A 24,378-nucleotide genomic window follows, 5' to 3' on the forward strand; every position below is an offset into this window, starting at 1 on the left:
GACGGTGGGAAGCGGCTTTTTTCGATATACCGAGGATCAAACCGAGAAACAGGAAAACCGGAAACGCAGACATTTCTCACTCCGGTTGAATTTGTTCTTTTTTATTACGTTTATGCTGTTCTCCGTATTGATTGTGCGCCTCGCGATTCTCCAGTTTGTCGAGGGCAAGTACCTCAAAGAGGTGGAGAACGAGGTTTCCAACAGCGATAGTCCCATCGCTCCGATCCGGGGAACCATTTATGACCGGACCGGCTATGCTATCGCGCAGTCCAGATCCATGCAGTCGCTTTATTACCGGGTCGAGGGACGGGCGACGAACAAGGATGAAATTATCGAGCTGGCCAAAACATTGGAGGAGATCTTCGCCAAATACGGCAAGCAGCCCCAGCTGAAGCCGCTGACGGCGGCGGATATCCTCAAGCTGATGGATGTCGGCTTCGACATGGATAAGGCCAAGACCAAGGAGCCCAGCTACTTCTACGTTCCCCGGCGGATTAAAGCGGATTTGTCCCAGGCCGAGATCGCTTATTTGTCCGAGCACCGGGACCAGCTGAAAGGCATCGAAATTTTTGAGGACAGCATCCGCACCTACGACTCCCAGACAATAGCCGCCCAGCTCGTCGGTTATATGAAGCGGTTCAGCTCCGCCCGCAATCCGACTTCGGGATTGGAATATTACCGCAGCAAAACGGATGAATACCTGGATGTGGAGGATGTCGGCTTCGACGGCCTGGAGCTGATGTACCAGGAGGATCTGCGCGGCAAGAAAGGCTTGAAGCGCTATCCTGTCAACGCCGTTCAAAAAATCGTCGGTCCGGCCACCATCATCCCGCCTGAAAAGGGGCATAACCTGTACCTGACCATCGATAAAAATATCCAGCTCGCTACAGAGCAGGCGATCATGGATCAGCTGTCGTTTATCCGCAATCGCAGCCTGGCAGGCGATTTTGGTTACGCGCCCAATGCACGGTCCGGCTATGCGGTGGCTATGGAGGTTAAGACCGGCAAGGTCGTCGCGATGGCCAGCATGCCCGACTACGACACGAATACATGGACGGGCGGTATGAGCACGGAGGATTACAACCGGATCATGCCGTTCATCAATAACGGGACCATCACCACCTCCTATCCGGACTATCCGGAGAAGGAGATTCCGAAGCACCCGTCTTCCTTATTATATATGGGCTCCACGATCAAGCCGCTGACCATTCTTGTCGGTTTGAGCGAAGGGGTCATTACACCGAACAGCACGTACAACGATACAGGATCGTTCTCGTTCGGTCTGAACAACAATGCCAAAATCTCCAATTCCGACGGCCACGCCTACGGACTGTTGAATCCGATGACGGCGATTCAGAACTCATCCAATACCTTCATGTCCGCCATGGTCGGAATTCCGCTGTACAACAAATACGGGGGAAAATCCAAGGTCATGGACGTCTGGGCGGAGCACCTTGCCCAATTCGGACTCGGCGTCAAGACCGGCAGCAATCTGCCGAACGAGTACGAGGGTTCTAACGAGTTTTTCAAAAATGCCAAAACAAGCTCCCCCCAATCCGCCATGGTCTATGCATCCTGGGGGCAGAACGAGAAGTATACGACGCTTCAGCTCGCGCAATACGCCGCCACGCTGGCAAGCCGCGGCAAACGCATGCAGCCGCAGTTCGTCGAGAAAATTACTACCTCGAGCGGCGAGCTCGTGAAGGGCTTCGAGCCCGTTCAACTGAACGAGGTGAACTATCCCAAAAATTATTGGGAAACCGTCATCCGCGGCATGAAGAGCGGTGCGGAAGGCATCGATGAGCTGCCCTTCCCTGTCGCCCGTAAGACCGGTACCTCCACGCAGGATGTGCCCGGCGGGAGCGTCGATAACGGGGTCTTCATCTCGTTCGCACCGGTGGACGATCCGGTTCTCGCTGTCGCCGTCATCATCCCCGAGGGCCGTTTTGGCCGCTACAGCGCCTCGCCCGTCGCCGCCAAAATTTATCAGGCGTACGACCAGTATATCGGCGGGCTTAGCTCGCCTGCGGGAAGCAAAGACAAATAGGCCCTCAAGAGCGCCCATAGGCTGCTGGTTTCAAGAAGAGGACGTTTCCTAAGCGAAAGCATAGGGATGTCTTTTTTTATTGAACAGATGAGCAGGAACATTTTACAAAATGTGGAATTCATTATTGAGCATCTTAACAGCTGGAGCAATAACCATTTTACGTAGTTAGAACAAATGCTTGGGGTCAGATCAACTAAGAAAAGATACTTACTACTATAAAGAGATACATAAAGGGGTTTAATATATGCAACCCATTACATTTGGAGAAAAAATCAAAGGCAAAGAATACATTTGGAGACCTGCCGTTTACGGTTTGATATTCAACAAACATAAAGATAAATTAGCAATCATCCATACCGGTGACGGAAATTTTTTACTACCAGGCGGTGGAATGGAGTTCAATGAAACATATGAAGAATGTTTAAAAAGAGAAGCACATGAAGAAATAGGAATAGAAATTGAGCTAAGAAGCTTCATAGGTTGCGCTCGAAGATGTTTTTATTCCATAAATGAGGATAAATATTATCTCAATGAAGGTCATTTCTATTTATGTGACATGGGAAAATCAATTGGTACACCAACTGAGGAAAATCATATTCTTACATGGCTTGAACCTATTCAAGCGATTGATTGTTTATTCCATGAGCATCACAGCTGGGCAGTGAGAAAAACTCTAACAGGAGGCACGCATAAATGAGCATTACTTTCTTCCTTGTAAGGCATGCCATCAAAGAAAAAGCAAGCGGAGATGTCCCCTTAACTTCCAAGGGGGTGTTGCAGGCACAATCGACCGCGAAACGTCTTGGCCATCTGCCGATCACAGCCATACTTTCAAGTCCGCTTCGAAGAGCCGAAGAAACCGCCGAATACATTGCATCGGAGACAGCATCTACCATTCAAGTTGACAGCCGATTACGGGAGCGCGCTAATTGGGGAGACCTGCCAGGACAGACTTTTGGCGAGTTCGTCGCTATGTGGGAGCGATGTACGCGCGAGCCCGACTATCTACCTCCCATAGGGGATTCCGCCAGGCAAGCAGGAGAACGCTTGTCCTCTTTATTGGCAGCATTGGCACAGAACCACCCGCCTCAAAGTCAAATCGTCCTCGTTACCCATGGAGGATTAATCACAGACTTTCTGGTTCACACATTCTCCAGCAATGAATTGGAGGTTTGGCATCCACAGTTCGTCGAGAAACAAAGCGAGCTGATTCCAGAGTGCTCGATCACAACGCTAAGCTATGAAAGCGGAAAGTATAAGCTTGAAGACTTTGATCCATTGAACATTTAAAACCATTTTAAATGAATAGGCCATCTCATCTATCTATTTTTTGATTGTACACTTTGGTATGGTTAATACGAGTGGAGGATATGGAGCTTACCGAATTGTATGAGTTAATCCTAAAGGAGTTTTAAATGTCTGGCAGATGGACCAAGCCGCATGATAGACTAGACTTTAGAAGGGACTCTCCCCTTCTATCGCCGATAGGGAAGACTCAGACTTTATTTGTAAGCGCTTTATATTATTTTGTCGGATGGAGTCGAACGATCGCAATGGGCGAACGAACAAAGTACGCACAAGGACGAGCAAGTAGAATGCAGGCCTAATTTTATTGGGGGGTGAACGCTTATGAAAGCCGATGATCAGCACTATTTGTCAAGCGAGCTGCGTCCTGCCTTGGAAGCAGTCGCCAATCGGATGATCCCGGGGGATGCGTGGCCCTCAGCAGCCGACGGAGGCGTCTTGGCCTACCTCCATCGTCATGCCGGCGAGGATGCCGCTGCCTGGAGGGACTTGATAGAGCCCGGGCTTCGGGCACTGGATGAGGAAGCAGCCGCGCTCAAGCAGAGGCCTTTTTCGGAGCTGACGGCCGAGGAGCAGGACGAGCTGTTACGGGAGCTGGAGCATGAACGGCTTCGGAGCTTTCCGGTTTCGCAAAAAACCTTCTTCTCCATCCTGCTCAATCTGGTTATTGAAGGGTATTATGGAAGTCCCAACGCTGGGGGAAATCGGGATGGCAAGTCATGGGACATGGTCGGGTTCCGTCCGGGGCCCGTCTCTGAGCTCCATGAACCCCTACGCGAGGAAGAGCTGCCGCAGCAGGCCTTCGATCAGCTCCGGGACACGTACGATGCTATCGTCATCGGGGCAGGCGCAGGCGGCTCGGTAGCGGCTGCGGTGCTGGCTGAATCGGGGCTCCGCGTGCTGGTCGTCGAGCGCGGAAGCTGGCTTCGATACAGCGAGGTCGGCAGCGATCATGCGCGCAACCACCGGTTTAGCAAATACGGCCATAACACAGGGCCAGCGCTGGAGGGCCACCCTCGCACGATGCTTTCGGCTAACGGAGACGAGCGGATTACGCTCCCTTTTGAAGGGGACTACCATAACAATGCAATGACCGTAGGCGGAGGTACACGCGTCTACGGCGCTCAAGCATGGCGCTTCCATCCGGATGATTTCCGTATGGCCGCCCGCTACGGGATTCCAGATGGGAGCTCGCTCAGCGATTGGCCCATCGGCTACGCTGACCTCGAGCCCTATTACGAGCGGGCGGAGTGGGAAGTCGGCGTTTCCGGCGACGGCAGCGCCCATCCTGGACGGGGAATGCGCCGGCTCCCTTATCCTATGCCGGCGCTGTCGAGCACGTTGGAAGCGAAACGTCTGGCTCATGCCGCAGCGAAACTGGGCTGGGACGCCGGTCCGGTTCCCCTGCTCATTAACTCGGTCGAGCGTGACGGGCGTCCGGCCTGTGGACGCTGCGGCCAGTGCGTCGGGTTCGCCTGTCCGACCAACAGTAAAAATGGCGGCCACAATACCATGCTACTGCGGGCTATCCGATCCGGTAACTGCCACTTGATTTGCGATACGATGGTGGAACGCATAGATACCGAAGGAGGAAAGCATGCCACCGGGGTTCGTCTTGTGCAGGAAGCGGGCGGGGCCGTTCAACGCCGGCAAGTACGTGCGGGACATGTCGTAGTTGCTGCCGGAGCCATTGAAAGCGCGCGCCTGCTCCTCAACTCGGCAAGCGATGCCGAACCGAACGGAGTAGGCAACCGGAGCGGCCAAGCAGGAAGAAACCTGCAAGGCCACGTGTATACGGGAGCCTATGCCCTTTTTGACGATCCGGTTCAAGACGGTCTGGGGCCTGGCGTAAGCATTGCCACCTGTCGTTTCGCCCATGGGAATACGGGCGGAATTATTGGAGGCGGGATGCTTGCCAATGAGTTTACGCGGCTGCCGCTGATTCACTGGAACCGAGCGCTTGCGCCGGACGCCGCGCGATGGGGAATCGCAGGCAAGGCAGCCATGCGCGAGAGCTACCTGCGCACAAGCCATGTTCAGGGGCCGATCCAGGATATCCCGAACCCCGAGTCCAGGGTACGGCTCTCGCCAACGGTGAAGGACCGCTTTGGCATCCCCGTAGTACAGCTCTCAGGAGCCGTGCATCCCGAATCTCTTCGCGCTGCAGCCATGCTGGGCGAGAAAGCGGAAGCCTGGCTCTGGGCAGCCGGTGCGCGTCAGGTTTGGCGGACCCGGCCAGGCCGCGGACTCAGCGGCGGACAGCACCAGGCAGGGACACTGCGTATGGGCAGCGATCCTGCGACATCGGTTACCGACCCGCAAGGCCGTGTGCACGGGTACGATAATCTTTGGGTAAGCGACGGCTCCGTGCATGTAACCAATGGCGGGGTGAATCCGGTGCTGACGATTCTTGCCTTAGCTTTCCGCACGGCGGAAAACCTGGTGAAGCAATCGTAGCACAATGCAGATTTGTGGCCTGTTGAAGGCCGTGAAACGTTATACATAGACTCTCCAGCGGACTGGGGGCTGCGAGCCGAGCCGTGTATGCAAACCTTCCAGCCTCCTCCAAAAATACAAAACCGCCCGGCCTTCGAATCTCCATAGGGATCGAGGGCCGGGCGGTTTGTCTGCATTTTAGCTGCTCACACGTGCAGCATTAAGATAATAATCGAAGTCAGACTGAAGCAGACATTAACGAGGCAGAGGAACATGACGACCTGCTTCGGATTAAGGCCGCTCGCCAGCAGACGGTAATGCGCCTGTGTGGCATCGGCTTGATAAATCGGTTTGCCGTTCAGCAGACGCTTGAACACGACGAACAAGTTATCGAAGATCGGTACGCCCAGGGCCAGGATCGGGATGAACAAGGAGAGCACCGTAGCCTGCTTAAAGGCGCCGTTCAATGCGATAACCGCAAGCATAAACCCGATAAAGGACGCTCCCGCATCCCCCATAAACACTTTGGCCGGCGGCTTGTTGTAGCGCAGGTAGCCTACGCCGACCCCGACAAGCGCAATAGCCATCATCGCCGAATCCGTCTGTCCTTTGGCCAGCGCCACCACAAACAACGTCACGGCCGATATGGTGGACAGCCCGCCTGCCAGTCCGTCCATCCCGTCGGAGAAGTTAATGACCGTCGTTACCCCAAAGATCCACATCACGGTCAGAATAAATTGAAGCCAGGTCGGAAGCAAAAATTCCTGCCCGCTGAACGGGTTCGTAAAGCCGTGAAACACAATGCCCGACTGATATACAATGACAGCCGCCAGCACTTGAATAATCAGCTTCGGCAAAGCCGGCAGCTCTTTCCCGTGGGTTTTGTACCAGTCATCTACCATGCCGATGCCCAGAATAAGCAGCCCGCCCGCCAGTATCGCCGCGGATTGGCCCAGATTATCGCGGATAAAAACAAAATACGTGACCACAAATCCGGCAAAAATAGCGATCCCCGCGGTCAAAGGTATCGGTTCGCGGTGAATTTTACGCTCCACATCCGGCCGGGGCTTGTCCACAAAATCGATGCGGTAAGCCAGCTTTCGAAGCGGCGGGATCAGCAGAAATACGATCAGAAACGACAAGAGTCCTGCAAAAAAGTACGAAATACCGTATCCCTCCCATTTGGTAAATGAATAGTGCGGTAAACAGCCATCAAGCTGCAAAATACGAGATATGTAAACAGGCTATGACAATTCCCATTATATCACAGCAGAGACTGCAGAACACCCATCAAACCCTGACGCGACAGTGATAATCGGCTGAGTGGACATCTGGCCAAAAGCCTGATGAAACGCGCGGCCAAGCCCGCCTTCCTGCAGCACGATCTGACGGCTTCCATCCCCTTGCCTGTCAATGATCGGCCGCCTGTTCCCGCTCTGTTTTGTTTCAGGATATGTCGAATCGGGTACTTATAAGCAAGCAAGAAAAACCGACCTAAGGGAGCGTGATGAAAATGATCGGCTTACTGATAACTATTATCATGGCCATCGTCATCGGGGCTATCGGGTCTGCCATTGCGCCGGGCGGTATGCCGGGCGGCATTCTGGGAGCTATGGTCGCCGGTTTCGTAGGCGCTTGGCTCGGGGCTCTCGTGTTAGGCTCATGGGGACCCGTCATCGGAGGCTTCTCCGTCGTGCCCGCGATTCTCGGAGCGGCTATCTTCGTACTTCTGCTGACCCTGCTCTCCAGAATTTTGAACAACCGTCCTTCTGCATAAGCTGTGGCAGACAACCTATTCTTCTATAAAAGGAGCGATAGAACATGACTACAACCACTACCGAATCCAAACGTAACGATATGCTGCTGGGAACGCTGATCGGCGGCGCCGCTGGTGCGCTGATCGCTCTTCTGATGGCACCGAAATCGGGACGCGAGCTCAGAGGCGACTTGGCCGACAAGGTTCAAATGCTGCAGTCCAAAGGACAAGAATGGTGCGATCTGGCCAAAAGCCTGGCCGCCGAAGGCGTAAAAACAGTGACCTCCAAAAGCTCCGACCTGCTGGACAAGGCCCAAAATACGGCCGATCAGGTCGTAGAAGGCGCCCGCAAAGTGACGGAGCAAGCGGCCGATACCGCGCGCCGTGCGACGGATCAGGCGGAGCAGTCCATTAAAAAGGCAGCGGATAAAGCGTCCGACACCGCTCATGACGCTATTGACAGCGCTAAGCAGTTCAAGCCGTCGGACAAGCTGCAGTAACCTCCCAACCCGAGCAGATGGCGCCCCTCCAAGGGCTTCATCCCAAGCGGTGCCTGCGATTCTCCAACGCAGGCGCCGCTTTTTCACGTTTATGCCTCTCCCCACCTCTGCCGCCATTCCCGCATGGCGAGGAGCACCTTTTGAAAGTCTGCGCCTTTATCCGTCAAAGCGTACTCCACCGTAACCGGCACGGTAGGGAACACTTTACGGCGAATGATGCCGTGACTTTCCAGGTGGCGCAAAATATCAGTCAACGACTTGGTGCTGACCGCTCCAAGGCTTCTCTTCTGCTGATTAAAGCGGTGAGGACCGCGATTAAACAGCTGCCCCAGCACAAGAAACGACCATTTGCCGCCGATCATGCTCATCACTTCCCCAATGGAAGCCAAGCATTGTTCTTCTTAATTGCTTGACATGCAAGCCATCCCCTTACAATTATTAAGTAAGTTCATTGTATGAACCTATGTTTAAAAATAGTGCCTTCTTTTCATCATAGAGCTTCTCCCCTACAATAACAATCAGGGCGCCCTTCCTGGTCACAAATCTATTCAAGAAGGGAACAAACGCATATGAATCGGAAGCATCAAACCATACTCGTTATTGGGGCAAGCGGCCGCCAGGGCGGGGCTGCAGCCAGACGGCTGCTCGAACGAGGGTGAGCCCGTCCGCGCATGGATACGCGATCCCGGGCACCCGCAGGCGGCCGAGCTGCGCCGATTAGGCGCCGAAATCGCTGAGGGGGATCTCAACCTACCGGCCTCCATGCGATCTGCCATGGAGGGGGTCTACGGCGTCTTTAGCGTCCAGGCACTTCATCTGGACGATCTGGAGCGGGAGTTCCGCCATGGATACACAATCGCCGAAGCCGCAAAAGCAGCCGGTGTCCTGCACTTCGTCTACAGCTCTGCGGCCGGGGCGAACCGGGCAACAGGCATCACGGCCTTCGAGAATAAGGGACGTCTGGAAAGAGCGATTCAGGCTCTCTCGCTGCCAGCGACTATTCTTCGGCCGGCTATGTTTATGGATAATTTCCTTCCCTTCCTACGCTCCTCGGACACAGACAGGCCTGTGATCCTCCCATATATGGGGCCTCCCGACACGCAGGTACAGCTGATCTCCGTTCAGGATATCGGCGCGGCGGCGGCTCTTGCCTTCGAAGAGCCGCGGCTCTATATCGGTGAAGCGGCAGAGCTGGCCGGCGACGAATTAAGCCTTGAGCAGCTGAGGCAGACACTGCAAACGGCGCTCGGCGTGCCGATAGCATTCGCAGCGCCTTCCGCCGCGGCCGGAGCAGCCGAAGAGCATGATGGAGTGAAAGCCGCCGCCTTCTTTCACCGAGAAGGCTTTCGGGCGGATCTCGCCTCGCTTCGCGCGCGGTTGCCGGGACTGCTCCGGTTTGAAGACTGGCTGCGGCACAATGCCGCAGGGTAATGCCAGCATAGGGAGCGCATAATGAGGCTCTCGTTCCCGCTTCATCGATCGGATGCAAAATAGCCCCGCCGCTAGTGGCGAGGCCGCTGAAAAATTTGCGGAGAGGACGGAATCGTTCGGTAGAAGCGTAAGCGTTCGCCTTTGTCCACTGCATTCAACAGCAATTAAAAAAATCCGGAACTTGTCCAAGAAGAAAGCTTCCTGGAAGTTCCGGATTTATTTTTTTATTTAAGCAGGAGGCTTAGTCTTTCGGGAGGCGTTCCTTCCTGCAGCAAAGTGCCAATATGGAGCTTCGGGCGATCAGGCTTTATGAAATGGCCGTTGTCCAGATAATAGCCCATTTCTTTAGCAGTCGTATGCAGTCGACAGAACAGCTCGGCGGCTTGAATGGCTTCATCCAAATTTGAAAACGTTTCCAATACGTTGCCTGTCCCTAATGGATTATTCGATACGGCTTGAATGCTTACTTGATACGTATCCGTTCCCGTATGACGAACCGTCACCTCACTGCCTTCGCAAGGAATGCTATGTTTAATTGTCATGACCGTCACCGCCTTTTATTAAATAATGGTATGAACCGGTTATGATTATGATTACCCTGTCAGCCCACCCTTGAAACAAATGAACCGGATGCTGATGGATTTCAATCAGACAACCGGTTCATCCGTCAGAAGCGTCTTGTTCCTCCTCAAACAACTGCCGCAGCTTCTCCAGAGCGCGCTTTTGAATACGTGAAACGCTCATCTGCGATACTTTCAAGCGCTGGGCAATGTTTCGTTGGGACTGTCCTTCCACATAAGCAAGGTGAAGCACCTGCCGCTCCTCCAGCTTCAGCTGTCCCATCGCTTCCTCCAGATCGAGCCTGCGCTCAAGCTGCTGGTACTCATCCTTCTCGGTTCCAAGCAGATCGCCGATCGTGGCGCCGCTTTCCTCCGAAGAAAGAGGGGTATCCAAGGAAACATAATGATAATATTCTCGCCCTGCCAGGATTTCGATAGTTTCCTCTACCGATAAATCCACCTCGGCTGCAATTTCGTCCACGTTCGGGCGCTGTTCCAAGCGTACGGTTAAGGTGTCGATGGCATTCTGGATACGTCCACCCTTCTCTTTGACACGTCTTGGTACCTGGACATACCACGATTTATCGCGGAGGAAATTCTTCATGTGTCCAATCACGCTTTTCATCATGTAAGCTTCGAATTGAACGCCCTGCGCCGTATCAAACTGCTTGAACAGACGAAGCATCGACATCTGTCCCACTTGGTACAAATCTTCATAGAGGTCCGGACGGTTGCGCGACATTTTGCCGGCAGCCATCTTGACCATCGGTTCAAACTGCTGCAGCAATGAGGTGGCTACCTCGTTACAACCTGTTTCCTGATATGCGGCGATCAGTTCATGGGTCGTGGATGCCGGTCTCTCTGGATTTAGTTTCATACCATTTCCTCGCTTTTACTGAGCCATTTGGTCAAAACGACCTCCGTTCCCCCGTCGTTCCTAACCTCTACTTCATCCATCAACGCCTGCATCAGATAGATGCCCAAGCCGCCTACGTTTACTTCCTCCAGGGACTTGTCATGCAGAGAGCTGGCCTGCCGCACTTTCTCTTCAAAATTAAAGCTGTAGCCATGATCCCTCACCGTAATTTTCAATCCGCTGTCAAGGCGCTCGAATCGAACTTCCAGCGTCCCCACATTGCTCGGTTCATAAGCATGAACGACGGCATTGTTACAGGCCTCCGCTACAGCTACCTTCATATCTTCAATATCTTCGTAAGTAAAACCGATCTTCGTCCCGAGCCCGTACAAGGTCAGACGGACCAAATCGATGTATTCCGCTTCGGCCGGCAGTGTCATACTGATCGTACGATTGTCCAAGTTCATTATGTGCTTCTATCCTTTCTGATTCACATTGATGGAGGTCTCTTGAATAAAAGGGGTTAGGCCTGTCATGTCAAACAAACGTTGGATTTTCGGGGGAATGTTCTCAACTCCCATCGGAGCCTTCAAAACGTGTCTTGCCTTCAGCAAAGATAAAATGACGCCGATACCCGTACTGTCGATGTAACCCAGATCCTTCAGGTTCAAAATCAAGCGCCGCTGCGTATCCGCGACAAAAGGATCGGCCGCCGCACGCAGCTCAGCCGCTTTGGATAAATCCAGCTCTCCTTTCAAAATCAGCAGGTTACTCTCTGAAGTCGTTTGCTTCTCTATCTCGAACGAATGTTGACGATTCATCATGCTCTCCTACTCCTCCTAAACATTTCGCCTGGGCGAAAAGTGCATTACAAGTTCTCTGCCTCCGCAAGTGCGCGGTAAGCAAATGCTGCCCGGAACCCGTCGGTTCCTCGTTGTTATTGTAACATTACCCAACAGGAGAACCAATGAAACAGGTCCGGGAGCCTTTTTTTCATTCCTATTTAAACGGAGCTGCCTTTGGGCGCAGCTGCTGCAGACGCAGACGCCATCATGCGGCGGTGCTTGATTTGCTGCCACACATCGACGACAAGCGGAGCGAACGTAATCGCTTGGGCAATCCGGTTGTTGAGCGGAAGATTCTTTTCTTCCTTCACCTTGGCTTGAATCGTTTTGGCCACCGCCGTGGAGGCCTGCTTGACCGATGAGGTAATATCTTCGACAACTTCGCCCACCTGTTTTACCGAATCGAAGGTCGGATCGAGCGAGTGCAGCTTATCCAATACATCAACGGTCACTTGGTTCGTATGCTGGAGCAGATGCGAGGCTTCCTTGGAAATCCCCTTGATCTCTCCTTGAAGCTCACGAATCGTCGTGTTCGTCTGCTTAAGCAGCTCGCTCATCGAGCGCAAAGTGACGATAAGAAAGGCTACCAGCACTACAAAAGCTACTGCGATCAACGCTACGCTAATTTGAATAATCATACATGGCTTCCTCCTTTTCCAGAAGATGAATGGTTCTTGCTTGTCCAGTATTTACCCCGCGGCAGGGCCTTTGAAACGATGATTCACCTTCTCCGGCAGGGGGTAATACATGGCACCGCGGTATCCTAAAATCAAGCTCAATAGCAAAGGAGCGATTCGCATGAATCAAAATATGGATATTGAGAAAAAAAGTGTCGAGCATAAATATGACAAAGGCATGGTAGCTTCGACTTTCATTCGGTACGCAGCCTATATTGTTATCTTTTTCGGTTTCTTATATTTTATCGTACGCTACGTGTTTCCAAAGTTCTAACAGGCTCGTACGGGCTGCAGCGCAGCCTCGGGCCGTGAAGCTTGTTCATTCATAAAGCAGCTCCGCCAAAACTCTCTCTTCCGAACGGGCCCGCAAGCGGCCGTGCCGGATGAGGGAGTTTTTTCAGGAAAGCGGCGGGGCTAAGTAGGAGGTTCGACCGGCTGCCACGCGAAGCGCAACGTCGTACAGGGCATATTCGCATACGCGAAATGCCCCTCTTTTCTTCCTTATTAAATAGCATACCAAAAAACAGCACCCTCGCTCCCTGCGAGAGTGCCGCTTAACGGAAAAGCGCGCTTAGCCGCTTCTTGCCGCGCCTTATTCCGCCGCTGCATGGAAATAATGAATATTATCGATTTCGCCCGTATCGGGATCAAGGAAAATTTTCAACGCATGATTACGGTTCTTATAGACGATGCCGTCCTCGCTGATGAAATACGGCGTGCCCAGCTTTTCCCCCAGCTTCGCCAGATCGATCGGGATAATCTGCCCGTCAATATCTATCGTCCCTGCCGACGCCGGCACCACCACATATTGGATCGCGCCGTCCACCAGACCGATGCTGCAGTCTTTATAGCTGTAAACTTGGGATAAGCGCAGCACGTCATCGCGCTGTTTGGAGATCGGCTCGCCTTTGATTTCGTATATCGTCTTCAAATCGTCCGCTATCGACACCCCGTTCACCCGATCCAGCTTCATCAGAGATTCCGCACCGGATGGACCGCTTTCTTCCACCGGCTGCGTCAGCCGAATCTCACTCGTCGTTACCGCAGCCGCCGCCGATGCCGATACATTTGCGTTGGCGTATGCGGCTGTCTGTGCGGGCTCCGCCGCCGAAGCCTGCGCTGTCGCGAATGAAACGGAGCCCGGCGTGCCGGGAAGATGATTTATTTGTTGAAACGCCCAAATATCTACGGATATGAATAGTCCTGCCAGAACCACCAGCCAAGGCATAGTTCTCATGTTCATTCCCTCCTTACGATGACTTCAAGCATGTAACGAACGGATGCAACTTCCATCTCCCCGGAGCTTAGGCTCGCGGAAGCGCGATGGATGTACCCTGCAGGTTTTAGGATGGCCTCTTGTTATATCTTTACACGAACGTTCGGGCGTTGAAACAATCGGAAGACGGGGATTAGCTTATATGACAGCTGGAGGAGAAACAAAAAAAGGCGCGAATGGAAGCGCTATTCTCCACTCACGCTAACGCGCAGATCCCCTTACAATGAAGTTAGACACGGCGGGACTCGATATCGAGCCGTTTGTTCATAGGCGTAAGCCAGTCTAATCAGTGCCGGCTCGCTATAAGCCGTACCTACAAAGGTGATCCCCTGGAGCCCTTTGGTATTATAGCCTCCAGGAGCGATAACTCCACTCAGAGCCCGGCCGGCAGGAACGGTAATGGACGGATACCCCGCTCTGGCAGCCAAATCCGCGCCTCCCTGAGCACCGAGAAAGAGGAGCGCATCCAAGCGATGCTCCTGCAGAACGTAATCAATCCCTCTCGCCCGGGCCATTATCCTGTTTTGCTCCACACCCTCCAGATACTCCGGCTCCATCAGCGTCCCGCTCGTTTGATCTGAGAGGACTAGAAGATCTTGACCATATTTCAGGGCCGTTTCAGCATGCTTGAGATTGAAATCGATTAATTCCTGCAGCGAGTGAACCGGTACGGATGGGAAGAGCTTGCTTAAATAATCGTTCAATCCTTTTTTAAATTCATACTTGAACACAGCCTTGTTCCATTGGGTCCCCTCACACGGAAGCGAAACCGGATCCACGATCACTGCCCCCGCATCCCTTAAATCCCTAATTGCCTTCTCCACTAGGGCAAGACGTGCTTCGTCCAAATGCTTGTAATAAAATCTCGGTATGCCGATTCTTGCATTCAACAAGCCATCCCGTTCCAGAAATGCCGTATAGTCTCGATAGAACCGTCCCTCGCTTAAGCTCGTTATCGGGTCCTTCTCATCTTTCCCCGTCAATGCCCCCAGAAGCAGAGCCGCATCGGTCACCGTTCTCGCAATGGGTCCCGGAGTATCCTGACTAAGAGCAAGCGGAATGATACCCGCCCGGCTAATTAACCCGACGGTCGGTTTTATTCCTACTAAACCGTTCAGACTGCTGGGACTTATAATCGATCCCGAGGTTTCCGTTCCCAGCGCAGCCGCAGCCAAATTCCCCGCAGTCGCCACCGCGGCTCCTGAACTGGAACCCCCGACGAACAGCTCGCCCGGAACCGTAGGGATTTCGTGTCAACCCTCCTCTTGCGCTGTAACCCGCCCAAATATGCGATGACATGTAGCCCGCCCATTCGGTCATATTCGTTTTTCCGAGAATAACCGCTCCCTCCGCACGCAGCCGGGAAGCAACCCAGGAATCCGCAGCTGCCAACGAATCCGCCAAAGCAAGGGAACCTGCGCTTGTATGAAGGCGATCCTCCGTATCCATATTATCCATCAAAAGAATAGGGATCCCGTGCAGCGGCCCCCGCGCCCCCGTTTCTTTTCTCTCTGCATCCAATACTTTGGCTATGCTTACGGCATCGGGATTGATTTCCAGAATCGAATTCAACTGCCCGTCAAACTTCCCTATCCGCTCAAGATACAGCCCTGCCAGCCGTTCAGAGCTGATCAGCCCGGACTCCATCGCTTGCTGCATCCCGGATATATCCGCTTCTACAATCCAGTCCTCAAGCTCCATCCCCTTCTCCTCCCAACCATTCCCATCGTTTAATTTGACATTAGTCGAACACAGCCTGCCGTACAAGGGGAACTTAAGCTCTAACCAAATAATCCGGATCATCCATGTTTTAGGTTATCTTTAAGCCAATCTTCAGGAGTGTTTAAGATTTCTTCTATATACTTACTGACGAACCCTTTACAATCGGTAAACACATAAGGTTCAAATGGAGATCAGGAGGATGGATGGAGCATGGATTACAAAAAACTTAGCGCTGCAGGGGTGCTGCTGACGTTATTATTAAGCGGCTGTGGAACGCAAGCTCAATCGCAGGATACGGCAGCAGCCGGCAATACCGCTCAAGCGGCCGCATCGCAGGATACCGCGAAGAAGGATGCTTCGCAGCAGACGAATCAGGAAAAGCCGGCGCAAATGAATGAGAAGGAACGTCAGATGATGATGACCTTCCAGAACCTTATGATGATGGACAAGGCGGACGGCCTTGCAATTACGAAGGAGCAGGCCGAGCCTATGCTGGCCGTCGTGCAGGACAGCATTACGAAGGGTGAACTGACCAGTGACGCCCAGACCAAGCTGACCGAAAAGCTCACGGCGGATCAGAAAAAATATTTGGACGACGCGGCTGCCAAAATGAAAGAGCGTATGGAGCAAATGAAGGAGGGCGGAGGCGGCCAGAGACCGGGCCAAGGTCAAGGTCACGGAAAAGGGCAAGGAGCCGCTCAGGGACAAGCTCCCGCTCAAGGGGATGGCACACAATCCCAATCCGCTTCCGGCTCCGGCGCAAGCAGCAGCTTGGATGCCAAGCCGGCACAGGCAGGCCAAGGACAGAGCGGCTCGGTCGATGGCGCAAAGACGCAGGACGGCAAGGAACGCGGCCCGCGAGGAGGCGGAAACGGCGGCTTTGGCGGCGGCAAGAATGCCGGCCAGCAATTCGTAGAGCTGCTTCAATCCAAGCTGAAATAGCAGCTTTACATAGAGACTATTACGCACTCAAAAAAAGCAACCTCGTGCTCTGCCTAGGGCTGGCCGCGGTTGCTTTTCTATTATCGTTAACCCATTTCTCCCGCCTCGACCTTGATCGTAAATACGAATCTGGCCCCGGTGACGTAAGATGTATCCAAGCGGATCGTGCCGCCCAGCAGCTCAGTCAGGCTTTTGCAGATGGCCAGCCCCAAGCCCGTGCCGCCGTACTTGCGGGTAGTTGAGGAATCCAGCTGAGAGAACGGCTTGAACAGCACGCCCCGTTTCGTTTCCGGGATGCCAATCCCGGTATCCTCCACCGTGAATTCGAGTTCAAACGTATCGCCTTTCCTCCCGAGCAGCCTGATTTTCAGCCGCACACTGCCCCGCTCCGTGAATTTAACCGCATTGCCCAGCAGATTAAAAAGAATGCGCCGTAAGGAAACCTCATCGCTGACCAGCCAATCGGGGACCGATTCATCGATATGCAGGAACCAATCCAGCGACTTTTGCCGGCTTTCCAGCTGAAACAGCTCGCACACGTCGTCCAGACACGACTTTAAATGGAACAATTCCTTTTGCGTCTGCATTTTGCCCGACTCGATCTTGAACAGATCCAGAATGTCGTTGAGAATTGTCAGCAGGGACGACCCGCTTCTGCGGATCGTTTCCGTGAATTCCTTTTGCTCCTCGGTCAGCTCGGTGTCCAGCAGCAGATCGGCCATCGCCAGCACTCCGTTCAACGGCGTCCGAATTTCATGGCTCATGATGGCCAGAAACTCCGTCTTGGCGCGAGCCGCCTGCTCCGCCTCCTCTTTTGCCAGCTGCAGTTCCTCTTTCCGCTGGTTCAGAAGCGCAGTCTGCTGCTGCAGTTTTTGCTGAGTCAAATAGATATGGACAAATCCTTCGATTTTGGATTTCAGCACATTGGCGACAATCGGCTTGACCATATAATCGATTGCGCCGACGGAATAGGCCATATACGACTGATCCTGCTCCTCGTACGCCGCCGTTACAAAAATAATCGGGACAGATTTCGTTTTTTCCCGCGATTTGATCCATTTGGCGGTTTCAAAGCCGTCCATTCCCGGCATCTGTACATCGAGCACGATCACCGCAAATTCGTACGTCAATAGACAACGAAGCGCCTCCTCGCCGGAATGGGCTTTGACCAGACGGTAATGCTCATTGCCAAGTATGCCTTCCAAAGCCACTAAATTTTCAGGTTGATCATCTACCAGCAGGATGTGTATAGGTTCGTTCAACGTCATAGTCACTTTAACTCCATTTCTGTATAATTGCGCGTCATCCCGACCTTTCTTCCTGCTTGGCGTATCATGTATTTACAGCGTTTGAACCATGACCATACAGATATCATCCTCCTGCGCATCCCGAATTTCCGGGGGCAGGAGACGGTCGATGACACAGCCAATATCTTGATAGCCGCATGACTGCAGCCCCGTGATCAGCTGTTCGATCTCATCTTTTCCTTCTTCCTCGATCGCTTCCAGCAGGCCGTCGGTGTAGAGATACAACCGGATCGGCTGCTCGTAAGTCACGCTTCCTTTGGATATGTCCAGCTGCTCGAAAAATCCTACCGCCGCACACCCGCGGTTCAACAGCGTGACCGGCTTTCCCCCTTCGAACAGCATGCCCGGTGGGTGGCCTGCATTCACGTATTCAATCGTTCGGCGCTCCGTATCGATCAGCAAGTAGACAGCGGTGAAATAATAATTTATCGAATCGTCCCGGCGGTTTAACTGGTTCATGTACCGGTTCAGCTCGGCAATGACCAGCTCCGGCGATACATACCGCGTAATCGTATCCTGCATGACCGAAGAAATGAACATACAGACCAAGGAGGAAGAAATGCCATGCCCCATTATATCGAGCAAAATAACGCCGTATCGATGCTCATCGATCCGATACCAGCTGTAGAGGTCCCCGCAAGCTCGGAGGACGGATGATAGGAGGCGTCGATCCGCACCAGGCTGTCGTAAATCGGTTCGCTCAGAACGCCGCGCTGCACCTGCTTAGCCAGCTCAAGCTCCCGGCTGATGCGCGCCTCATTCTCCTTATGCCAATCCTTCTCGTATTTTAAACGGAGCGCCACCCGGATCCGGGCAATCAGTTCCACCTTGTTTACCGGCTTCATGACGTAATCGATGGCCCCCGCTTCCAGCGCTTCGGCCAACAAATTCGAGTCGCCGACCGCGGTCACAACGATGATCGGTATATCTTTCAGCCCCTCCTGCTGCTGCAGCAGCCGACAGGCCTCCAGACCGTCCATCTCCGGCATCATCATATCCATCAGAATCAAATCGACCGGAACCTGCGGCTCCGCGTCGGTACCGACATTCAACAGCTCCATCAGATCCAGGGCTGAGGGCAGCTTAATAAAATGCTTATAGCCGGCATTTTGCAATATTTTCTCAATTACCATCAAATTAACCGGATTATCATCCACAATCACGATGTTCATTGGTTATCCCCTAACTTATTTGCTTCCTCTTATAATTATAGCCTTATTCCTACTAATAAGTAACCTTCCGGGGTCCCGAATGAATCAGTTTTTTGTGTTTCAGAGACGGGACAAGCGGTTAATAAGGAGCATGCCAATACGGCGCATCATTCTCCCCAAGCTTCAAAGGGAATGCCGGCAGATCCGGCTGAGACAGCTCCCCCTCACTCAGGAATGGACGCCGTCCGGCAGACTTGTACTCAAACTCTTAGGAGGGATTACCTATGGACAGCAGAGTAAAATTGGTAACTCATGAAGAGCAGGCGATCGAGGAGATTCGGGCGTTCCGCCGAGAAGGATATGCACTGGAGGAAATTTATGTGCTGGCGCATGACGATAAAACAACCGAGGGGCTTTCCAGCCTGATGGACACGAACAAGGTTGGATTGTACGAGGAGGGAATTGCAAATACCTTCGCCAATCTGTTCCGGTCCAAAGGCGACCAGCTCAGGTCAAAAATGACCTCGCTCGGTCTGACCGAAAGCGAAGCGAACCATTACGAGAAAGAGCTCGATATGGGGAAAATCATGGTGATGGTCTGGTTCGATGAAACCGACTCCGGTTCCATGGAAGCTCATCGGAGGCTCCGCCGCCGCGAGGACGAATATTCCGTTCCTACGACAGGCGTTTACATGGCCGACCGCCAGGGGCCGAACGGTATTGTTTAATCCCCAGTGAGATGAACGGTTCCGTGCCATCCACGCACCTAAAACCGATTATACCCATGGGGTAACACAGGTAAAATATTTCCACAGATAGTTTTGCTAGCGGAAAACTCAAAGCGTATGCTTTCGACGCCAGTTTTGCTGGCGCAAAACTCAAAGTGTATGCTTTCGACGCCAGTTTTGCTGGCGCAAAACTCTTAGGAGGTGGCAAACATGTTAAGCTGGGCATTGATCTTTCTAGTCGTAGCCATTATTGCAGGGGTGCTGGGCTTCTTCGGATTAGCCGCCGCAGCAGCCGGTATCGCCAAAGTATTATTCGTTGTCTTCCTCATCCTGTTCGTTGTTTCTCTCCTGATGGGCAGACGAAAATCAGTTTAACGAATCCAGCGATACGGACCTTCGCAGCTTATGCTGCAGGCCTGTATATCTATAGCTTCCTACCAAAAAGAGCAGGAAAGGAATGACTGCGGTCATCCCCTTCCTGCTCTTTTTCTGATGAGCTTCCGCTTACGCAGCTTCCTAGCCGCCGAGCGCCGTAAAATATTAACCCGCTCCGCAGCGCATCGACACTCATCGGCTTGGCTTGTTCGATCCGCGCTTCGCTTCGGCTACGGCCTGGCCGACGTACCGTCAGGTCTTCTCGCCAGCGTCCAAGCCGGAAGCTTGTTGACGGCCGGATACTTCGCCGCCAGCTTCTCGTCCAGCTCCACCCCGAGCCCCGGCTTGCCGTTCAAATAAGCGAAGCCTCCTCTTACCTCAGGCGTGCCGGGGAATACCACCCGAATCAGCTCCGAGGGGCCGTACCATTCCTGGACGCCGAAGTTAAGCGAGCTCAGATCCAGGTGCAGGTTGGCCGCGTGACCTACGGGCGAAACATCTCCCGGACCGTGCCAGGCGGTGCGAACTCCGAACGCCTCGCAGAGGACGGCCAGCTTTCTTGCCGGCGTCAGCCCTCCGATTGCGCTGATATGGCAGCGGATAAAATCGATCAGCCGGTTTTGGATCAAGGGCACCCATTCCTGCGGATGCACGAACAGCTCGCCCATCGCAATCGGCGTACTGCTCTGCTGGCGAATCATTCGAAACCACTCCAGATCCTCCGGAGCCAGCGGGTCCTCCAGAAAGAACAGCCGGTAAGGCTCCAGCTGCTTGGCCAGACGAACCGCCTCGATAGGGGCGACGCGCTCATGAATATCATGCAGCAGCTCGACGTCGAACCCCACCTTGGACCTGATATGCTCGAACATCGCCGGAACACTGCGGGCGTAGGCGTCCGCATCGTAATACGCCCCCGCCGCAGCTCCTTCGGGGGTATGCATCGCCTGCTGCTTGCCCCCGTACCCGCCCCATTGGCAGCGGATATATTGGTATCCCTGCTCCCGGTACCGGATGACATTTTCTTCGAGCTGCTGCAGAGTTGCCCCGTCTGCATGCCGATATACCGCCGCCGCTTCCCGGCACTTGCCTCCCAGCAGATCGTACACGGGCATGCCGGCCACTTTGCCTTTAATGTCCCATAAGGCCATATCAATGCCGGAGATCGCATTATTCAGCACTGGGCCATTGCGCCAGTAAGAGCTGACCATCGCCGTCTGCCAAATATCTTCGATACGCGACGGATCTTTGCCGATCAGGAAAGGGCGCAAATATTCGTCGATGGCTGCAGCGACAGCCAAATACCGCTGGGTAAACGTGGCGCAGCCCAGCCCGTACAGCCCCGGCTCGTTCGTCTCGACTTTGACAACTACCAGATTGATCCCGTCTGGAGCGGTTAAAATCGTTTTGACATCCCGGATTCGCAATGCTTCGTTCCCCGCCATGGCTAACCTCACCCTTTGCTAATTTAGTTTTCCCCAAATATTGTCGGGGTCCTGACGCGGGCTTTCCGGCATTCCCGGCAAAATCAATCCCCCGTCGACCCGTAAAGTAATGCCTGTAATATACTCCGCTTCTTCCGAGCATAAGAAGACGGCGGCCGCGCCGATGTCGGCCGGAAGCCCCATCCGTCCGATCGGTATCCGTCTGCCCAGCTTCTCGTGGTATTCTGTCGGCGGCCTGACGGTAATCGCACCCGGCGCCAGCCCGTTGACCCGGATGCCGTAAGGCGCCAGCTCCAGGGCAATCGACTGGATCGACCTGCTCAGCGCGCCCTTCAGACCGCCGTAAATGGCGTCATTAGGATAGGCGCGGGTGCCTCTTGATGAAGTGGTAAAAAGAATGCTGCCGCGAATTCCCTTCTCTATCATATGCTTGGACACCTGGCCGGTCAGCAGCATCGGCGCTCGGTAATTCAGCTGGTACAGCAGATCAATCGCATCCGGGGTCAGCTCCGCTACCTTTCCAAGCCTTGTGATTCCCGCATTGTTCACGAGGATATCGATACGGCCGAATGCCGAGATAGCGCTTTCGACCAGCTGCGAAGCCGTTTCGGCCGCACAAAGATCCCCTTGGTATACAACACACTTTCTGCCATGAAGCTGTTCAATCGTGCGGGCGACCTCACCGGCCTCCTCCGGCTCATTCAAGTGCGATAGGAAAATATCGCAGCCTTCCGCCGCCAGCTTCAAAGCGATCCCCCTCCCGATTCCCGTGCTGGCTCCCGTGACGATCGCCGTCCGTTGCGATTTCATTGCAAAACCTCCCTTATTTGCGGTGAATCCCCTTATGATTCATCTATATTCACCTTGTCCTCTTTGCATTCGAAAAGAAGAACAAGCCGGCCCGCAGCGAAGGCAATACAAGCCCTGCCCGGTCGATGATGGAATCACAAAAAAACGCCCTTGCTTTCAATTAAGAAAGCAAGGACGTCAACAGCATCCGTTTCTACACTCCGTTAGAGGAGGACTGCTTTACCGCTTCGCGGACGAAGCCGTTCGCATCCTTTAATACCTTCACCGCTTCAGCGGCGTCGAGCCCGACCAGCAGCATCACGATGGCCGTTTTGACATGGCCCCCGGATTCCTCGTACGCGCGTTCCACCGAGGCAGCGTCCGCCCCGGTCGCCATTTCGATCAACCGCTTGGCGCGGTGTACGAGCTTCCGGTTGGTCGACTGCATATCGACCATGAGATTATCATAAACCTTGCCGCTCATAATCATCGATGCCGTAGTCAGCATATTCAAAATAAGCTTTTGCGCCGTGCCGGCCTTCATCCTCGTAGACCCGAGCACCACCTCCGGCCCCACTACGGCCTCGATGATGATGGAGGCGTATCCGCGCATAGCCGATTGCTCGTTATTGGAGATGCCGACAACCGTCGCACCGAGCTCACGCGCCCGGGACATCGCTCCCAACACGTAAGGTGTCCGGCCGCTCGCCGCAATACCGACAACGACGTCCTGCGGACCTACCTGCAGCCGGTCTACATCCCCTGCGCCGAGCTCCTCGTTGTCTTCCGTTCCCTCCACAGCATTCTGGATCGCTTCCGGCCCGCCGGCGATGACGCCAACGACAAGAGCCGGATCCGTACCATAAGTCGGAGGACATTCCGACGCGTCCAATATCCCCAGCCGGCCGCTCGTTCCGGCCCCGAAGTATAACAGCCGGCCGCCGTTTTTGAAGCTCTGCACAATGGCCTCCACAGCTTGGGCGATCTGCGGAATGCAGGCTGCGACCGCATCGGGCACGAGGCGGTCTTCATTATTAATCAGCTTCAGAATTTCCACGGCCGATTTTTGGTCGATATGCCGGGTACGTTCATTGCGCTGTTCGGAAGTTAAGCCTTGTAAAGATAAATCCATTATGGTTCCTCCTCAGTCCAACATCGATGTTATTGGGCCTTTCCCTTATTCCATTCTCTTGCAGCCAGCAGCGCGGCCCCGTAAGCAGGCTTGCGCAGGGAAGGAACGATGTGCAGCCCTTCAGCCACCGTCTCCATCCGCTCCCTGTACACCCTCCCGAACAGCGCCGAGTACCGGAAGATCGAGCCGGTCACCGCGATCGGCAGACTGCTGAAAGCATCCTCCTTACGGAGCATCGCCTCAGTCAATCGGACCAGTCCGGCTGCCGCATTCTCAATAATTCCGCAGGCCGCACCATCGCCGGACTCCGCCGCTTGAATACACAGCTCTGCGAATTTGGCCACATGCTGCTTGTCGATATGAGGCTGATAAATGTACGTGCGGAGATCGACCGGAGAATCGAAACCGTAGGCATTCAGAATCAGCTCCGTCAAGGCGGTGGCCGGCAGAACGCCGTCGTAGCTCAGCATCACGGTTTGCAGCGTTTGCAACCCGATGTCGTAGCCGCTGCCGTGGTCGCCCAGCAGATGCCCCCAGCCTCCGGTACGATAGCTCTTACCGGACGGCGACAGTCCGTAAACGATCGAACCCGTGCCGGCAATGGCGATAATTCCCTGCGTGCTGCCTAATGCCGCCATCAATGCGATTTCCGCATCATTCATAATCATAATATCCGGAGCCTGCCAGCCCCGTTCCACATAATACCGGGCCAAATGCTCCTGAACCCGCCGCTTTTCCGCTTCTATATAAATTCCCGCCATACCCAGACAAATTCCCCGGCATAGATGGGGCGGAAAAGCTTCCAGCTCATGTAATGCCTCCAGCATGCTCGTTAAATGAAGTATCACCGTTTCAAAGGGGACCGACTTGGGATTGCTCGCGCCCCCAACGGAGGTCATCAGCTCTGCGCCGAGAAGATCGGTTGCGAATAATTCGGTTTTGGTGCCTCCGCCATCGAAACCAAGCACATATTCCACACGTTCACCCGCTTTTTTTGTCGAATTAACACGAATGTATCATAGCTTCATGAATACTCTTAGAATAATCGATTACGCCAATTTTGTAAAATAATATTTTAAGACGTGTCTCTTCATCAGTTAA

Annotated in this window: 24 protein-coding genes and 2 pseudogenes; 11 read left to right on the forward strand and 15 right to left on the reverse strand. The window is 53.7% G+C overall.

Annotation, left to right across the window (positions count from 1 at the left end; genetic code table 11):
- Window positions 1-4: 4 nt before the first annotated feature.
- The 4 genes from ACHHV8_RS29265 to ACHHV8_RS29280 all read left to right on the forward strand — a co-directional run bounded on the left by ACHHV8_RS29265 (window position 5) and on the right by ACHHV8_RS29280 (window position 5,809).
- Entirely contained in the window at window positions 5-2,047 is a 2,043-nt protein-coding gene (locus tag ACHHV8_RS29265) for a peptidoglycan D,D-transpeptidase FtsI family protein (RefSeq protein ID WP_395162811.1), read from the forward strand.
- Between the two features lie 244 nt (window positions 2,048-2,291).
- Window positions 2,292-2,744, forward strand: a complete 453-nt coding sequence (locus ACHHV8_RS29270; protein WP_395162812.1) for an NUDIX hydrolase — start codon at window positions 2,292-2,294, stop codon at window positions 2,742-2,744.
- Complete coding sequence (locus tag ACHHV8_RS29275; RefSeq protein ID WP_395162813.1) at window positions 2,741-3,337, forward strand: histidine phosphatase family protein; 597 nt, start codon at window positions 2,741-2,743, stop codon at window positions 3,335-3,337. The genes ACHHV8_RS29270 and ACHHV8_RS29275 overlap by 4 nt, the downstream gene beginning before the upstream one ends.
- A 339-nt stretch (window positions 3,338-3,676) precedes the next feature.
- A complete protein-coding gene (locus ACHHV8_RS29280; RefSeq protein WP_395162814.1) occupies window positions 3,677-5,809 on the forward strand; it encodes a GMC family oxidoreductase in 2,133 nt (710 codons plus the stop codon).
- Between the two features lie 185 nt (window positions 5,810-5,994).
- Here the strand turns inward: ACHHV8_RS29280 and ACHHV8_RS29285 are convergent, their stop codons facing one another.
- Window positions 5,995-6,930 carry an MraY family glycosyltransferase gene (locus ACHHV8_RS29285; protein ID WP_483874889.1) on the reverse strand — a complete coding sequence of 312 codons (936 nt, stop codon included), beginning with the start codon at window positions 6,928-6,930 and terminating at the stop codon, window positions 5,995-5,997.
- A 371-nt stretch (window positions 6,931-7,301) separates the two neighbouring features.
- Between ACHHV8_RS29285 and ACHHV8_RS29290 the strand changes: the two genes are divergently transcribed.
- Window positions 7,302-7,565, forward strand: a complete 264-nt coding sequence (locus ACHHV8_RS29290) for a GlsB/YeaQ/YmgE family stress response membrane protein (RefSeq protein WP_395162815.1) — start codon at window positions 7,302-7,304, stop codon at window positions 7,563-7,565.
- A gap of 44 nt (window positions 7,566-7,609) precedes the next feature.
- Window positions 7,610-8,044, forward strand: a complete 435-nt coding sequence (locus ACHHV8_RS29295; RefSeq protein ID WP_395162816.1) for a YtxH domain-containing protein — start codon at window positions 7,610-7,612, stop codon at window positions 8,042-8,044.
- An 89-nt stretch (window positions 8,045-8,133) separates the two neighbouring features.
- On the opposite strand, the gene ACHHV8_RS29300 is transcribed toward ACHHV8_RS29295, so the two are convergent.
- Window positions 8,134-8,412 (reverse strand): winged helix-turn-helix transcriptional regulator, encoded by a 279-nt coding sequence (locus ACHHV8_RS29300; protein ID WP_395163656.1) that lies wholly within the window; start codon window positions 8,410-8,412, stop codon window positions 8,134-8,136.
- 232 nt (window positions 8,413-8,644) lie between these two features.
- Here ACHHV8_RS29300 and ACHHV8_RS29305 point away from each other — a divergent pair, with 232 nt between their 5' ends.
- Window positions 8,645-9,475, forward strand: coding sequence for an NmrA/HSCARG family protein (locus ACHHV8_RS29305; protein WP_395162817.1), 831 nt, complete (start codon window positions 8,645-8,647; stop codon window positions 9,473-9,475).
- Window positions 9,476-9,699: 224 nt separating this feature from the next.
- On the opposite strand, the gene ACHHV8_RS29310 is transcribed toward ACHHV8_RS29305, so the two are convergent.
- From ACHHV8_RS29310 to ACHHV8_RS29330, 5 genes are all read right to left on the reverse strand, one after another.
- Entirely contained in the window at window positions 9,700-10,017 is a 318-nt protein-coding gene (locus ACHHV8_RS29310) for a hypothetical protein (RefSeq protein ID WP_395162818.1), read from the reverse strand.
- A 118-nt stretch (window positions 10,018-10,135) separates the two neighbouring features.
- The gene (locus ACHHV8_RS29315) at window positions 10,136-10,912 is read right to left on the reverse strand and encodes a sigma-70 family RNA polymerase sigma factor (RefSeq protein ID WP_395162819.1); all 777 of its coding nucleotides are present in this window, start codon (window positions 10,910-10,912) and stop codon (window positions 10,136-10,138) included.
- A complete protein-coding gene (gene rsbW / locus ACHHV8_RS29320; protein ID WP_395162820.1) occupies window positions 10,909-11,358 on the reverse strand; it encodes an anti-sigma B factor RsbW in 450 nt (149 codons plus the stop codon). The genes ACHHV8_RS29315 and rsbW overlap by 4 nt, the downstream gene beginning before the upstream one ends.
- Window positions 11,359-11,367: 9 nt before the next feature.
- The gene (locus tag ACHHV8_RS29325; RefSeq protein WP_395162821.1) at window positions 11,368-11,715 is read right to left on the reverse strand and encodes an STAS domain-containing protein; all 348 of its coding nucleotides are present in this window, start codon (window positions 11,713-11,715) and stop codon (window positions 11,368-11,370) included.
- A 179-nt stretch (window positions 11,716-11,894) separates the two neighbouring features.
- A complete protein-coding gene (locus ACHHV8_RS29330; RefSeq protein WP_395162822.1) occupies window positions 11,895-12,374 on the reverse strand; it encodes a DUF948 domain-containing protein in 480 nt (159 codons plus the stop codon).
- Between the two features lie 160 nt (window positions 12,375-12,534).
- Between ACHHV8_RS29330 and ACHHV8_RS29335 the strand changes: the two genes are divergently transcribed.
- Window positions 12,535-12,687 carry a hypothetical protein gene (locus ACHHV8_RS29335; RefSeq protein ID WP_395162823.1) on the forward strand — a complete coding sequence of 51 codons (153 nt, stop codon included), beginning with the start codon at window positions 12,535-12,537 and terminating at the stop codon, window positions 12,685-12,687.
- Between the two features lie 318 nt (window positions 12,688-13,005).
- Here ACHHV8_RS29335 and ACHHV8_RS29340 read toward each other — a convergent pair whose 3' ends face one another.
- Together ACHHV8_RS29340 and ACHHV8_RS29345 are read right to left on the reverse strand one after the other, a co-directional pair.
- On the reverse strand, window positions 13,006-13,650 hold the full coding sequence (locus ACHHV8_RS29340) for a hypothetical protein (protein WP_395162824.1): 645 nt from the start codon (window positions 13,648-13,650) through the stop codon (window positions 13,006-13,008).
- Between the two features lie 257 nt (window positions 13,651-13,907).
- A pseudogene (locus tag ACHHV8_RS29345) lies at window positions 13,908-15,390 on the reverse strand (amidase family protein).
- Window positions 15,391-15,621: 231 nt separating this feature from the next.
- Here ACHHV8_RS29345 and ACHHV8_RS29350 point away from each other — a divergent pair.
- Window positions 15,622-16,353: a hypothetical protein gene (locus ACHHV8_RS29350; RefSeq protein ID WP_395162825.1), complete on the forward strand. Its 732-nt coding sequence runs from the start codon at window positions 15,622-15,624 to the stop codon at window positions 16,351-16,353.
- Window positions 16,354-16,439: 86 nt separating this feature from the next.
- On the opposite strand, the gene ACHHV8_RS29355 is transcribed toward ACHHV8_RS29350, so the two are convergent.
- Window positions 16,440-17,621 carry an ATP-binding protein gene (locus ACHHV8_RS29355; RefSeq protein WP_395162826.1) on the reverse strand — a complete coding sequence of 394 codons (1,182 nt, stop codon included), beginning with the start codon at window positions 17,619-17,621 and terminating at the stop codon, window positions 16,440-16,442.
- Window positions 17,622-17,693: 72 nt separating this feature from the next.
- Window positions 17,694-18,832, reverse strand: a pseudogene (locus tag ACHHV8_RS29360) (SpoIIE family protein phosphatase).
- 263 nt (window positions 18,833-19,095) lie between these two features.
- Between ACHHV8_RS29360 and ACHHV8_RS29365 the strand changes: the two are divergent.
- Together ACHHV8_RS29365 and ACHHV8_RS29370 are read left to right on the forward strand one after the other, a co-directional pair.
- Window positions 19,096-19,539, forward strand: coding sequence for a YflT domain-containing protein (locus ACHHV8_RS29365; RefSeq protein ID WP_395162827.1), 444 nt, complete (start codon window positions 19,096-19,098; stop codon window positions 19,537-19,539).
- Between the two features lie 210 nt (window positions 19,540-19,749).
- Window positions 19,750-19,914, forward strand: coding sequence for a DUF1328 domain-containing protein (locus ACHHV8_RS29370; protein WP_395162828.1), 165 nt, complete (start codon window positions 19,750-19,752; stop codon window positions 19,912-19,914).
- A 230-nt stretch (window positions 19,915-20,144) separates the two neighbouring features.
- Here ACHHV8_RS29370 and ACHHV8_RS29375 read toward each other — a convergent pair whose 3' ends face one another.
- From ACHHV8_RS29375 to ACHHV8_RS29390, 4 genes are all read right to left on the reverse strand, one after another.
- Window positions 20,145-21,356 (reverse strand): enolase C-terminal domain-like protein, encoded by a 1,212-nt coding sequence (locus ACHHV8_RS29375; protein ID WP_395162829.1) that lies wholly within the window; start codon window positions 21,354-21,356, stop codon window positions 20,145-20,147.
- A gap of 18 nt (window positions 21,357-21,374) precedes the next feature.
- Window positions 21,375-22,166, reverse strand: a complete 792-nt coding sequence (locus ACHHV8_RS29380) for an SDR family NAD(P)-dependent oxidoreductase (RefSeq protein ID WP_395162830.1) — start codon at window positions 22,164-22,166, stop codon at window positions 21,375-21,377.
- Between the two features lie 193 nt (window positions 22,167-22,359).
- Window positions 22,360-23,277: an N-acetylmuramic acid 6-phosphate etherase gene (murQ, locus tag ACHHV8_RS29385; protein WP_395162831.1), complete on the reverse strand. Its 918-nt coding sequence runs from the start codon at window positions 23,275-23,277 to the stop codon at window positions 22,360-22,362.
- Between the two features lie 29 nt (window positions 23,278-23,306).
- The gene (locus ACHHV8_RS29390; protein WP_395162832.1) at window positions 23,307-24,254 is read right to left on the reverse strand and encodes a BadF/BadG/BcrA/BcrD ATPase family protein; all 948 of its coding nucleotides are present in this window, start codon (window positions 24,252-24,254) and stop codon (window positions 23,307-23,309) included.
- Window positions 24,255-24,378 lie beyond the last annotated feature (124 nt).

Source organism: Paenibacillus sp. TAB_01 (assembly GCF_043945595.1).
Lineage (GTDB): Bacteria > Bacillota > Bacilli > Paenibacillales > NBRC-103111 > Paenibacillus_S.